The sequence below is a fragment of the Clostridium aromativorans genome, from assembly GCF_020908015.1.
GTDB classification, from domain to species: domain Bacteria; phylum Bacillota; class Clostridia; order Clostridiales; family Clostridiaceae; genus Clostridium_B; species Clostridium_B aromativorans.
The window spans coordinates 97,696-111,013 of the sequence record NZ_JAJJPB010000007.1; the positions used below are offsets into that span (position 1 = coordinate 97,696).

Consider the following 13,318-nt stretch of genomic DNA (forward strand, 5'->3'; position numbering starts at 1 on the left):
GAGGTAATTGATATGTGTGAATCGACGGCATATTTGGTAACACCCGAAGGTGAAAGCAAAGTTATGGATTATGTGGTAAATATAATTCCGAAGGAAAATGGCAAATTGTTTTTAACGGATATTTTGGGGGAAGAAAAAATAATAGAGGGAATGTTAAAAGAGGTAGATCTTTTGAAAAATAAGATAGTCATAGAAAAGGTTGTATAATTTTGCAGTGAAATATAATATTGAGGAGGGGTTTACTATGAAAGATGAACATACCCATGCACATTGCCACAGCGGGGAGCATCACCATATCCACACCCAGGACAGTACATTGGAAGTTGAAAAGGGCAAAGAGGAAAAAACATTGAAAATACTGTTGGATCATTGGATAGAACATAATAAATCCCATGAAGAAGGATTTTCAGAATGGGTAAATAAGGCCAGAAGTATGGGAAAAATTGAAACTTCACAATATATTGAAAAAGCAGTGAAATTTATGAAACAAGCTGATGATATGCTGCAAAAAGCAAAGGAATATATGTAAGGTTGATGTATTGTATAATTTTAGATAAACTTGATTTTGAAACCAGTTTTAAAATCAAGTTTATCTAAATTGTTAATTGGAGTACATTATGCCGAAATCAAATAAGGTTTAGTTTAAGGAGTGCAAATAGATGGGAGATAAGATTAATACAGATAAAAATAGGAAGGATAAAATACCCTATGATCACTATAAGACCGTATTTAAGAATTTTAACCCTGAAATAATGGCTAAAAATACAGGATGCACTTTTAATAAAGCTGCGGAAGAGATAACTGTGAAATTAATGGGACAAGATTTGATAGTGAGGTATCCTTCTGGAGATATATATAGTAAAAATGGTTCTAAATTTGAAGCCTATCCTCCAAAAACTTTAATTTTGCGGTATCTAATTCATGGCAAGGGAGTAGAGCCTTCCCGTAAATACATTACCTATAGGGAAATAGAAGGTGGGAATGTATACTATAATAATTTCTATGGAAGGTGTATTTTACGATTATCCAGAACTTTTGGAAAGAATGTAGAAAGGTTTAAAGAAATATTTGAAAAATTAGGAGCAGAAAAAGTGGAGATGGGTGATGCTGCCTATAAATTTCAATTTTTAAATAATATATATGTGATCTTTGCGATCTGGAAGGATGATGAAGAGTTTCCAGCCTCTTCCCAGATACTGTTTAATAGCAATGTACTTTTTTACTTTACAGCAGAGGATTTGGCAGTAGTAGGAGATGTAGCTATAGGAACTATGATGAAGTTGGATATTTAGTTTGAATACAGGGGTTTAAAAAAGGGGGAATTTGTATGGAAAGTAATATGTTAAAGCCTAATGAAATATGTGATGCTGCAGTAGGAGCTGGATGTACCAAGGCAGGTCTCAATATTTCCCAGCAAGCTATACTGGGGACGCTGGCAGGAGCGTTTATTGCAGTAGGAGGAGTTGTTTCTGCAGTAGTATCTCACAGCATAACCAATGTCGGGCTTGCAAAATTTGCTGGGGGTGCTGTTTTCCCTGTGGGACTTATGTTGGTAGTTATATGCGGAGCAGAACTTTTTACGGGAAATTGTCTTATGGTGGTACCTTTAGCAGGAGGAGAAATAGATTTTGAATCTATGATTAAAAACTGGATAGTTGTTTATATATTTAATTTTGTAGGATCAGTACTGGTGGCTTTTCTGGTATTTGAAGGCGGGGTTTTTGGGTTGAGCAGTGGAAAATTAGGAGGAACGGTTATAAAGGTAGCATCTACAAAAGCTGCACTGCCTTTTGGAACTGCCTTCTGCAGTGGAATAATGTGTAATTTTTTAGTGTGCCTTGCTGTGTGGGGGGCTTTTGCAGCCAAGGATATAGTGGGTAAAGTAATGATAATATGGTTTCCCATAATGACTTTTGTAACCTGCGGTTTTGAACATTGTGTTGCAAATATGTATTTCTTAATGGCGGGAATTTTTGCAAAATCCAATCCTTCTTTTGTCGCAACTTCAGGATTGTCACAGGATAAAATAATAAGCGGAATGGGAGTTGTACATAACCTCATACCTGTAACCCTTGGGAATATAGTTGGAGGAGCTGTATTGGTAGCAATGTCTTATTTTATAGTATATAAGCACCACAGAGCTTATGAGAAGAAAAGCATTGCTTATAAGTAATACTTGATTACAATGAATTTGTTATTTTTTGCTATTGAATATTGGATATTTGTATGATATACTAAAGGCGTATAAGAAAATATAATAAATGGCAGAGTAAAAAGAGAGCCAAATTTTAAGATATATTATAATATATCTTAAGGTTAGCTCTTTTTCTTTTTAACTATTTCTATGGTGAAATTCACCTGAATCTAAAAGTTACTTTATTAAGGAGGTATTGTCTTATGTTTGATGTGACCATTATAGGGGCCGGAGTTATCGGAAGTTCCATAGCAAGAGAGTTATGCAAATATAAACTTAATGTATGTGTTGTAGAAAAAGATTTTGATGTTGGAAACGGAACCAGCAAAGCCAATAGTGCCATAGTTCATGCAGGGTTTGATGCTAAGCCTGGTACTTTGAAGGGAAAATTGAATTCCAGGGGAAATAAAATGTTCGATAAACTTTCTAAAGAGTTGGATTTTCCGTTTAAAAGAATAGGTTCATTAGTAGTTTGCTTCGATAAAGAGGGCATTCCAGATCTTGAAAAATTAAAACAGCAGGGAATTGAGAATGGAGTACCTGATCTTGAAATATTAGATGGAGATAAAGTGAGGGAGATGGAACCTAATTTATCAAAGAATGTGATTGCTGCACTGTATGCTCCAACAGGTGGAATAGTCTGCCCTTATGAAATGACCATCGCACTGGCTGAAAATGCATTTACAAATGGAACGGAGTTTAAATTGGATACTAAAGTGACTTCTATAGTTAAAAGTGGGGGAAACTATTTAATAAAAACTGATAAAGGCGATATAGAGAGTAAAATTGTAGTGAATGCAGCAGGAGTATTTTCCGATGAAATAAATAACATGGTAAGTAAAAATAAATTGAGTATAATTCCTAGAAGAGGACAGTACTGTCTGTTTGACAAGGCGGTGGGAGATACCGTTTCCAGGACAATATTCCAGTTACCTACTAAAATGGGGAAGGGAGTTTTGGTTACCCCTACAGTAGATGGAAATCTTTTGATAGGTCCCGATGCAGAAGATATAGATGACAAGGAGGATTTAAATACTACCAGCGAAGGGCTTGGCTTCATAATTTCAAAGGCATCCCTCAGTGTAAATCAATTACCTATGAGGCAGGTTATAACATCGTTTTCAGGATTGAGAGCCCATGGTACAGGTGATTTTGTGATTGGAGAAGTAGAAGATGCTCCTAATTTTATAAATGCAGCTGGTATTGAATCACCAGGATTGTCCAGTTCACCTGCCATAGCAGTTGTCATTAGAGACATTATAGTAAATAGGTTGAAACCTGAAAAAAATGACAAGTTTAATCCAATAAGGAAGGGAATACCTAAATTTAGAGAGATGACTAATCAGGAAAGGAAGAAAATGATTGCCAAGAATTCTAAATATGGCAGGATAATATGCAGATGTGAAACTGTTACAGAAGGTGAAATAGTAGATGCTATAAGAAGACCGCTGGGAGCAAGAAGTGTGGATGGTGTAAAGAAGAGGACCAGGGCAGGTATGGGAAGATGTCAGGGAGGCTTCTGTGGACCTAGAGTGGTTGAAATTCTGGCACGTGAGCTTAGAATTTCGCCTCAGGAAGTGACTAAATCGGGAGAGCACTCGAACTTACTGGTGGGAAAAGATAAAGAGAATGTATCAGTCTAAATATCAAATTTGCTTGACTTTCGGTGCAGTCAAAAATCTTCTTAAATTGTAAACTGTGCATTGCAAATTGTGGATTGGATAAATTAGGATGATTTGGAGGTTTTAAATATGCGAGAATATGACGTAGTAATAATAGGCGGCGGTCCTGCAGGACTTGCAGCAGCTATATCGGTTAAAGAAGAAGGCATAGATAATATATTGATACTTGAAAGGGAAAATCAGCTTGGGGGTATACTGAACCAATGTATTCACAATGGATTTGGACTTCATGTTTTTAAGGAGGAACTTACAGGCCCCGAATATGCTCAGAGATTTATAGACAAAGTGAAAGACATGAACATTCCATATAAATTAAATACCATGGTACTTGATTTAAATAAGGATAAAATTATAACAGCAGTAAATGAAGAAGAGGGCATAATTGAGATAAAAGCTAAATCCATAATTCTATCCATGGGATGTAGAGAGAGGCCAAGAGGAGCGATAAATATACCTGGAAGCAGATGTGCTGGTATATATACAGCTGGTTCAGCTCAAAAATTTGTCAATGTGGAAGGGTATATGCCGGGAAAGGAAGTAGTAATATTAGGATCTGGTGATATAGGACTTATAATGGCCAGAAGAATGACTTTAGAAGGTGCAAAGGTTAAGGCTGTAGTAGAACTTTTGCCTTATTCCAGTGGCCTTAAGAGAAATATAGTTCAGTGTCTGGATGATTTTGAAATCCCGCTGAAGCTGAGTCATACAGTGACGGATATAAAAGGCAAGGAAAGAGTTGAAGGCGTAACTATTGCCGAAGTGGGAAAAGACAGAAAGGTCATAAAGGGCACGGAAGAATATATACCCTGTGACACCCTGCTTTTATCTGTAGGACTTCTGCCTGAAAATGAACTTTCCAGAAAAGCTGAAGTAAAATTGTCAAATATAACAGGAGGTCCTGTAGTAGATGAGAGCTTGGAAACCAATGTAAACGGAATATTTGCCTGTGGAAATGTACTTCATGTCCATGACCTAGTTGACAATGTTACTGCAGAAAGTTTGAATGCAGGTAAAAACGCTGCTAAATATGTAAGGGGAGAAAGTTTTAAAGGTAATAAAATAGAAGTTTTGGCTGTAGATGGGATTAGATACACAGTTCCTCAGTTTATAAACCCTGAGAATGTGGAAAAATCAATAGATGTTAGATTTAGAGTGGGAGATGTGTTTAAGGATAGCTTTATATCGGTGTATTTTGATGATGTTAGAGAGATGCATATAAAAAAGAGAATACTCACCCCGGGAGAAATGGAGAAAGTCAAACTTACCAGAGGGCTTTTAGATAAATATCCTAATTGTAAAAGAATAACCATAAAGGTAGAAGGGAAGTAAGAATATGAATAAAAGAGAATTGACCTGTATAGGTTGTCCTATGGGATGTCAGCTTTTAGTTAAATTAGAGGGAGATAAAGTGATAGAAGTTACGGGGAATACCTGTAAAAGAGGAGAAGAATACGGAAAAAAGGAGTGCACTAGTCCTACTAGGATAGTTACTTCTTCCGTATATGTAGAAGACGGAGAAATAGATGTTGTCCCTGTAAAGACGGAAAGAGATATACCAAAGGAAAAGATATTCGACTCTATAAGAGCATTGAAGGGAGTAGTGGTTAAGGCCCCTATAAATATAGGAGATGTTATACTTAAAAATGTAGCAGATTCAGGGGTGAATATTATAGCAACTAAAAAAGTTGACAGTGCAAATGATAAGACAGCATAAGCTAGAAGGCGTAGAAATTTTCTACGCTTTTTTAGATTAAGGCCGATAATATAATTTTTTAAATTAAGGATGTAGTTCTTCTATGTTATAATAATGTTATTAGCTATCGAGAGGCTTTTACATGTATATTGCATTTAGTACTTATAAAGTAGGAGGATTTAATGTGGGTAGAGAAACATTGGAAAAATTGATAGAAGAACTTGGAAATTTTAAACAGTTAAAACTTGAAAACATACCGGATATAGATCTATATATGGATCAGGTTACTACTTTTATTGAAGATAAATTAGGCTATTTGAAAAGAGATAAAAAAGACAGAACTATTACTAAAACTATGATAAACAACTATACTAAAGCAGGTATACTTATGCCTCCTGAGAAGAAAAAATATTCCAGGCAGCATATGATCTTAATCATATTGATTTATTATTTAAAACAAATTCTATCCATAGGTGATATCCAGAGCTTATTTTCCCCTATAGTAGATTCTATAATGTCGGGACAATATGATGAAGAGAATCTAAATAATATATATAAGACGTTTTTAAAGATAGAAGACAGTCAAGTAAAGACCTTTGTAGAGGACTTTGAGAGTAAAATTGAAAAACAGAATATTTTAGATGGAGGTTGTGATAATTTTGGTGAGAATTCAGGGGAAAAGTTAGATGAACTCATAGTGATTGTAATTATGTTGGTTGTAAAAGCCAATATAGAAAAGAGAATGGCGGAAAAAATAATCGACAATTTTTTCAAAAAATAGTATAAATAGAGTTTTTCATTGTTCAGTGAAAAGCTCTATTGGTTTCTTGATTATTATTAATGCTATTTGAACAATTTGTTGAAGCAGTTCTTACATATTAAGGTTTTACCTTTGTTGGCAGATATAATTTCATCATGCTGAAGTGATTTGCCGCAGATCTGACATTTGGGCACTGAGGTGTTCTCCTTGGGATTTTGTATTTTAATGCTGTTCTTATAAATTTTTTTTCTATTGGGAGGAGGTGAATAATTTATCTTTTCCTCTATAAAGTCATTTTCACAAATAGAATATTTTAGATTATAATGGCTTTCACCAAATAATTCTAGTTCAAATCTGGGATTATTTTTATCATAGAACTCCTCTGTAATTATTTTACGAATCTGGGCATCGTTTATTATAAGGCCGCTCTTTTCAATTCCATCAAATATACTTTTAGTTATATTGCTGGTATCAGGGTGCCTTTTTTTACTTTTGTAATACACCTTTAATACAGCTATTAGAGATTCTGATATAATCACTCCGGGATTTTGACTCCTGCATTCATAAGCTATCTGTTCTTCATACAGTGCATATCTGTCGTGGTATTTACCTGAATTATAAGGTAAAATAGCTCTTCCTTTTATATTGAATAATTTGAAATTGGACTTAGTTATGGGAGAGCCTTTTACTATAATTTTAGCATAGGATTTATTCATACTTTATTCCTCGGTATATTAGTAAGATTTAAAGATTGTATGAATCTTTATTATATATTATATCATATGTGTTCTAATCTGAAGTGGAAATGCTAGAAGAATTAAATTTAAAACCTACTATACTGTAAAAAAAATAAGTAGTATAATTCAATGATATAGATATAAATATGAGATAATTTAAATGGAAAGGTAAAAATGTTTATGGATAAGGGTATAAAAATATTGGCTATTGAAAGCAGCTGCGATGAAACCTCTGCAGCTGTAGTGATTGACGGAAGACAGGTGCTTTCAAATATAATATCTTCGCAAATAAATATTCATAAAAAATTTGGAGGTGTGGTGCCGGAGGTGGCATCTAGAAAGCATATAGAGGTTATAAGTATAGTAGTAAAACAGGCATTGGAAGAAGCTAAAATTGAGCTCAAGGATATAGATGCTGTAGGGGTTACTTATGGTCCAGGGCTTGTAGGTGCACTCCTTGTGGGTCTTCAATATGCGAAGGGACTGGCTTATGCATTGCATAGGCCTATGATCGGAGTGAATCATATAGAGGGCCATATAAGTGCTAATTTTATACAGTATAAGGATTTAGAACCGCCTTTTGTGTGTCTGGTGGTATCTGGAGGGCATACTTACTTAGTTTATATGAAAGATTATGGAAAATTTGAGGTATTAGGCCAAACTAGGGATGATGCTGCCGGGGAAGCCTATGACAAGGTGGCAAGAGCTATTGGACTGGGATATCCGGGAGGACCTAAAATTGATAGATTGGCCAGAGAAGGTAATCCGGAAATTATTAAATTTCCAAGGGCAAATTTTCATGATGACAGTTCCCTCGATTTTTCGTTCAGTGGATTAAAATCCTCTGTGTTAAATTATTTGAATCGAAAGGAAATGAAAAAAGAGATCATAAATAGGGCTGATGTAGCAGCTTCCTTTCAGAAAGCTGTGGTGAGTTTTTTAGTGGATAATGCATTGAAGGCATGTAGTTTAAAGCATGTAGATAGAATAGCTGTAGCAGGGGGTGTGGCAGCCAATACTTGCCTTAGGGAAACCTTGATAAAAAGAGGAAATGATAATAATATAAGGGTCATGTTTCCTGATTTTGTATTATGTACTGATAATGCAGCTATGATAGGAAGTGCGGCTTATTTTGAATATATCAAAGGAAATACAAGTCCCTTGAGTTTAAATGCAGTTCCCAATCTAAAATTGGGAGAAAGATAAGCAGGGAGCCCAAATCTTCGATTTGGTGCGAGTCGCTTACTCCGCCGGACCGAAGGGAGGTGGAGTTTCCTAAGTTTGGAGCCCAAATCTTCGATTTGCGGTGGATGTAGTAAATTTTAATTGTGACACACTATTGGATATTTTATCATGATATAAAGTAACATAAATAATATATATAATATACTATTTACAAAACTGCTAGTAGGATATATAATAGTTTGTATTGACACTGATTTTTTGAATCTAAAAGAATTGCAGATGAGCACTTGGTTTTATAAAAGAAAACATGCTGTAATCTACGGCAGTTATAGAATGAAATACACATTAGCTAGAATTTTGTCGGAATTAATATATGAATGAATAAAATAGGAATAATTCAATTGAAATAATTTTATTACTTATATATAATAATATTGTATCGCTCAAATTTAATGGTATAAGCTAATAAATATACAAAAATATATAATTTTTATAAAGGGGATGAGTAATCTATGAGAAAAATTAAGAGAGTACTTGTGGCAAATAGAGGGGAAATTGCTATAAGAATATTCAGAGCTTGTCAGGAATTAGGGATAACTACCATAGCGATATATTCTAATGAGGACAAGAGATCTCTTTTTAGAACTAAAGCTGATGAGTCCTATTTGATAGGGAAAGATAAAAATCCAGTAGAGGCATATCTGGATATTGATGAGATAATAGATATAGCTCTGAAGAAAAAGGTAGATGCAATACATCCGGGATATGGGTTCCTTGCAGAAAATTCTGAATTTGCAAGGAAATGTGAGGAAGCTGGTATAGAATTTATTGGACCAACTTCAAATATGATGGAGATGCTTGGTGATAAGATAAAATCCAAGATTGTAGCAAAAAAAGCCGGAGTGCCAACCATACCCGGAGTTCAAGAACCCATAAGAACAGAACAGCAAGCTTTGGAATCTGCAAAATTTTGTGGGTATCCTGTCATGATTAAAGCAGCAGCTGGCGGCGGCGGAAGAGGCATGAGAATAGTCAGAAAAGAAGAAGATCTTATAGAGGCATACAACAGTGCAAAGAGTGAATCAAAAAAGGCTTTTGGCTCAGAAAACATATTTATTGAAAAATATATTGAAGGCCCTAAACATATTGAGGTTCAGGTACTTGGTGATAAATATGGCAATATAGTGCACTTGTATGAAAGGGATTGTTCCATACAGAGAAGACATCAAAAGGTAATAGAATTTACACCGGCTATAGCTCTGTCAAAGGAAAAGAGAAATGAGATATGTGAAGATGCACTGAAAATTGCAAGAACTGTAGGATATAGAAGTGCAGGAACACTGGAATTCTTAGTAGATAAAGGCGGTAATCACTATTTCATAGAGATGAATACCAGAATTCAGGTAGAGCATACAGTGAGTGAAATGGTTACAGGAATAGATATTGTCCAGGGCCAAATACTTATAGCTGAAGGCTATCCGCTTAATTCAAAAGAAATAGGTATAAATTCTCAGAATGATATTAAATTAAATGGCTATGCCATACAGTGCAGGGTCACTACAGAGGATCCACTGAATAATTTTGCACCGGATACTGGAAGAATAGACATGTATAGGACAGGGTCCGGCTTTGGAATAAGATTGGATGGTGGAAGTGGATTTACAGGAGCAGTTATAAGCCCATATTATGACAGCCTTCTTGTAAAAAATATATCCTGGTCAAGAACCTTTGAAGATGCGATAAGAAAATCAATACGTTCCATAAAGGAAACTGTCATATCTGGTGTCAAGACAAATGCTGGATTTTTGATAAATGTACTGAACAATGAAAAATTCCACAGAGGTGAATGTGATACTAATTTCATTGAAAATACTCCTGAACTGTTTAACATAGATCCAAAGCCTGATGAAGATCTTAGAATAATGAAGTTTATAGGGGAAAAAGTGATAAATGGGACACATGGTAAAAAGCCAAGCTTTAATGTTCCAACTGTACCAGTTGTAGAAAAAGGACTGAAGCTTACCGGAACCAAGCAGATATTGGATGAAAAGGGTCAGAAGGGGCTTGTTGACTGGATAAAGTCTCAAAAAAAGCTTTTGCTCACTGATACCACTATGAGAGATGCTCATCAGTCATTGATGGCTACGAGAATGAGAACCAGGGATATGTTAAAGATAGCAGATGCCCAATCAGTATTGACAAAGGATCTATTTTCCATGGAAATGTGGGGTGGAGCTACTTTTGATGTAGCCTACAGATTTTTGAAGGAATCACCCTGGGAAAGGCTTGAAAAATTAAGAGAAAAAATACCTAATATATTATTCCAGATGCTCTTAAGGGGAGCAAATGCAGTTGGATATAAAAATTATCCTGACAATGTAATAAGAGAATTTATAAAGCAGTCTGCTAATTCAGGTATTGATGTGTTTAGAATATTTGATTCTCTAAACTGGCTAAAAGGTATGGAGGTTGCTGTAGATGAAGTTTTAAATCAAGGTAAAATAGCTGAAGCCTGCATGTGCTATACGGGAGATGTGTTAGATAGTAATAAAGACAAGTATACATTGGAATACTATGTAAATTTAGCTAAAGATATAGAGAAGACGGGAGCTAATATCCTGGGAATAAAGGATATGTCTTCGCTTTTGAAACCTTATGCAGCTTATAAACTCATAAAAGCCCTTAAAAATGAGATATCCATACCGATACATCTTCATACTCACGATACTACGGGAAATGGAGTTGCAACGCTTATAATGGCTTCTCAGGCAGGAGTTGACATTGTGGATACTGCTTTCAGCAGCATGTCGGGACTTACAAGCCAGCCGTCACTTAATTCCGTAGTGGCAGCACTTCAAAATACGGAAAGGGATACGGGGCTTGATCTTGATAAACTTCAAAAAATATCAGATTATTGGCAGGATGTAAGGCCTGTATACAGCCAGTTTGAATCAGGTCTTAAATCCAGTACTGCAGAGATATATAAATATGAAATCCCTGGAGGTCAATATTCTAATTTAAAGCCTCAAGTGGAGAGTTTTGGACTAGGCGATCGTTTTGAAGACGTAAAGAATATGTATACCAGAGTAAACAAGATGCTTGGAAATATAGTCAAAGTGACCCCATCATCTAAAATGGTAGGTGATCTAGCTATATTCATGGTGCAAAATAATTTGAACGAGGAAAATATATATGAAAAGGGAAAGAGTTTAAATTTTCCTGATTCTACGGTTTCTTATTTCAAAGGTATGATGGGTCAGCCTATGGGAGGATTTCCCAAGAAACTTCAAAAACTGGTATTAAAAGGAGAAGAACCTTTAGCTGGCAGACCAGGAGAATTTCTACCGCCTGAAGATTTTAAGAAGATAGAAGAACACTTGAGTAAAAAATACAAGAGAAAATTTGATGGAAATGAAATTATCAGCTACGCTCTTTATCCTGATGTATTTGAAGATTACTTAAACTATGTAGACAAGTTTGGGGATCTCAGTCATATGGAAAGCAGCACATTTTTCTATGGACTTTCTGAAGGTGAATTTTGTGAAGTTGAGATGGGTCAAGGACGCAGTTTATATGTACAATTACTGGATATTACAAAAGCTGATTCTGAGGGATATAGATTTTTGGTATTTGAAATAAATGGAAATAAGAGAGACATAAGAATAAAAGATAAATCATTCTCTGCGGGATCTGTAATTCAGGAAAATTCATCTGTGATGGCAGATCCGGATAATGATAAGGAAATAGGAGCAAGTATACCGGGAAATATTGTTAAGACACTTGTAAAGACCGGAAGTGAAGTTAAGGAAGGACAGAGTTTGATTGTAATAGAAGCTATGAAAATGGAAACAAATGTTACAGCAACTACTTCAGGAGTAGTTGAAGGTGTGTTTGTAAAAGAAGGCCAGAGGGTTAGAACCGGTGAGCTTTTAGTCAAATTGAAATAACACAATTCTAAAAGATGTTTCTATAATGTAATGGGCACCACTGAAATTTCTCAGGAGTGCCCATTTCCTATTTAGTTCACAATTTACAGTCTACTTTGTTTTTTTACGCCTTCACTAACTCACCTATATGTGCTAAAATAATATATTAATAATAAAATTTTACCTGGGAAATATATATAATAACGGGCGAAAGAGGGGCAAAATAGTATATGGAGAATATAGGATTGGTTTTGGAAGGTGGAGGAATGAGAGGGCTGTATACTGCTGGAGTACTGGATTTATTTATGGAAAAAAATTTATATTTACCTTATATTATAGGGGTCTCCATGGGAGCCTGTAATGCGTGCTCATATCTTTCAAGACAAAAGGGAAGAAATAAAAGAATAAATATAAATTATGTAGATGATCCCAGATATTTAAGCTGCAGAAATCTTATATTTGAAAAGGGAATTTTTGGAGCGGATTTTATTTTCAATGAAATACCAAATAAGCTGGAGATATTTGATGTAGACACATTTAATAAATCAAAAGAAAAATTTATAGTTGGCACTACAGACTGTGACACTGGAAAACCCGTATATTTTGAGAAGAATAAATGTCAGGACGGTGATATATTTGATGCCGTAAGGGCTTCCAGCAGCTTGCCCTTTATGGCTTCCATCGTAAAATTCAAAGGGTTGAATTTGCTTGATGGGGGAATTTCTGATCCCATACCCATAGAAAAATCTATAAAAGATGGCAATAAAAAGAATATAATTATTTTAACCAGAAATAGAGATTATGTGAAAAAGCCTTTCAAGATGAAATTCTTGGCCAGAAGATTATATTCTAACTATAGTGGATTGGTAGAAGCCATGATAAACAGACATAGAAAATACAATCATACTTTAAGGTATATAGAAAAACTTAGAAGAGAGGGAAGTGTTTTTGTGATCAGACCCAAGCAGCCCTTGAAAGTGAAAAGAATAGAAAAAAATAAACATAAGCTTACGGAATTGTATAATCAGGGATATAGAGAGGCACTGGAGTGCTATGATAAATTAGAGGATTGGATTAAGAAATAGGAAAAATCAAGTCCGTGGGGCAGAGAGCTTCACGAGTATATGTAAAGGAGAATCGG

Annotated in this window: 12 protein-coding genes; 11 read left to right on the forward strand and 1 reads right to left on the reverse strand. The window is 35.1% G+C overall.

Annotated features, from left to right (window positions below):
- Positions 1–12: 12 nt before the first annotated feature.
- The 8 genes from LN736_RS07905 (at position 13) to LN736_RS07940 (ending at position 6,350) form a co-directional block, all read left to right on the forward strand.
- Positions 13–207: a CooT family nickel-binding protein gene (locus LN736_RS07905; RefSeq protein WP_150357372.1), complete on the forward strand. Its 195-nt coding sequence runs from the start codon at positions 13–15 to the stop codon at positions 205–207.
- Positions 208–244: 37 nt separating this feature from the next.
- A complete protein-coding gene (locus tag LN736_RS07910; protein ID WP_150357374.1) occupies positions 245–529 on the forward strand; it encodes a zinc transporter in 285 nt (94 codons plus the stop codon).
- A gap of 130 nt (positions 530–659) precedes the next feature.
- The gene (locus LN736_RS07915; RefSeq protein ID WP_150357376.1) at positions 660–1,292 is read left to right on the forward strand and encodes a DUF3786 domain-containing protein; all 633 of its coding nucleotides are present in this window, start codon (positions 660–662) and stop codon (positions 1,290–1,292) included.
- A 35-nt stretch (positions 1,293–1,327) separates the two neighbouring features.
- Positions 1,328–2,173, forward strand: coding sequence for a formate/nitrite transporter family protein (locus LN736_RS07920; RefSeq protein ID WP_229981310.1), 846 nt, complete (start codon positions 1,328–1,330; stop codon positions 2,171–2,173).
- Between the two features lie 224 nt (positions 2,174–2,397).
- A complete protein-coding gene (locus tag LN736_RS07925; protein ID WP_150357380.1) occupies positions 2,398–3,837 on the forward strand; it encodes an NAD(P)/FAD-dependent oxidoreductase in 1,440 nt (479 codons plus the stop codon).
- 108 nt (positions 3,838–3,945) lie between these two features.
- Entirely contained in the window at positions 3,946–5,205 is a 1,260-nt protein-coding gene (locus tag LN736_RS07930; protein WP_150357382.1) for an NAD(P)/FAD-dependent oxidoreductase, read from the forward strand.
- Between the two features lie 4 nt (positions 5,206–5,209).
- Positions 5,210–5,590: a DUF1667 domain-containing protein gene (locus tag LN736_RS07935; RefSeq protein ID WP_150357384.1), complete on the forward strand. Its 381-nt coding sequence runs from the start codon at positions 5,210–5,212 to the stop codon at positions 5,588–5,590.
- A gap of 163 nt (positions 5,591–5,753) precedes the next feature.
- Positions 5,754–6,350: a DUF1836 domain-containing protein gene (locus LN736_RS07940; protein WP_229981311.1), complete on the forward strand. Its 597-nt coding sequence runs from the start codon at positions 5,754–5,756 to the stop codon at positions 6,348–6,350.
- A gap of 62 nt (positions 6,351–6,412) precedes the next feature.
- Here LN736_RS07940 and LN736_RS07945 read toward each other — a convergent pair whose 3' ends face one another.
- Complete coding sequence (locus LN736_RS07945; protein WP_150357388.1) at positions 6,413–7,045, reverse strand: RusA family crossover junction endodeoxyribonuclease; 633 nt, start codon at positions 7,043–7,045, stop codon at positions 6,413–6,415.
- 201 nt (positions 7,046–7,246) lie between these two features.
- Between LN736_RS07945 and tsaD the strand changes: the two genes are divergently transcribed.
- The 3 genes from tsaD to LN736_RS07960 all read left to right on the forward strand — a co-directional run bounded on the left by tsaD (position 7,247) and on the right by LN736_RS07960 (position 13,262).
- Positions 7,247–8,272: a tRNA (adenosine(37)-N6)-threonylcarbamoyltransferase complex transferase subunit TsaD gene (gene tsaD / locus LN736_RS07950; RefSeq protein ID WP_150357390.1), complete on the forward strand. Its 1,026-nt coding sequence runs from the start codon at positions 7,247–7,249 to the stop codon at positions 8,270–8,272.
- 491 nt (positions 8,273–8,763) lie between these two features.
- Positions 8,764–12,198, forward strand: coding sequence for a pyruvate carboxylase (locus LN736_RS07955; protein ID WP_229981312.1), 3,435 nt, complete (start codon positions 8,764–8,766; stop codon positions 12,196–12,198).
- A 209-nt stretch (positions 12,199–12,407) separates the two neighbouring features.
- Complete coding sequence (locus LN736_RS07960) at positions 12,408–13,262, forward strand: patatin-like phospholipase family protein (RefSeq protein WP_150358498.1); 855 nt, start codon at positions 12,408–12,410, stop codon at positions 13,260–13,262.
- The last annotated feature ends 56 nt before the right edge of the window (positions 13,263–13,318 follow it).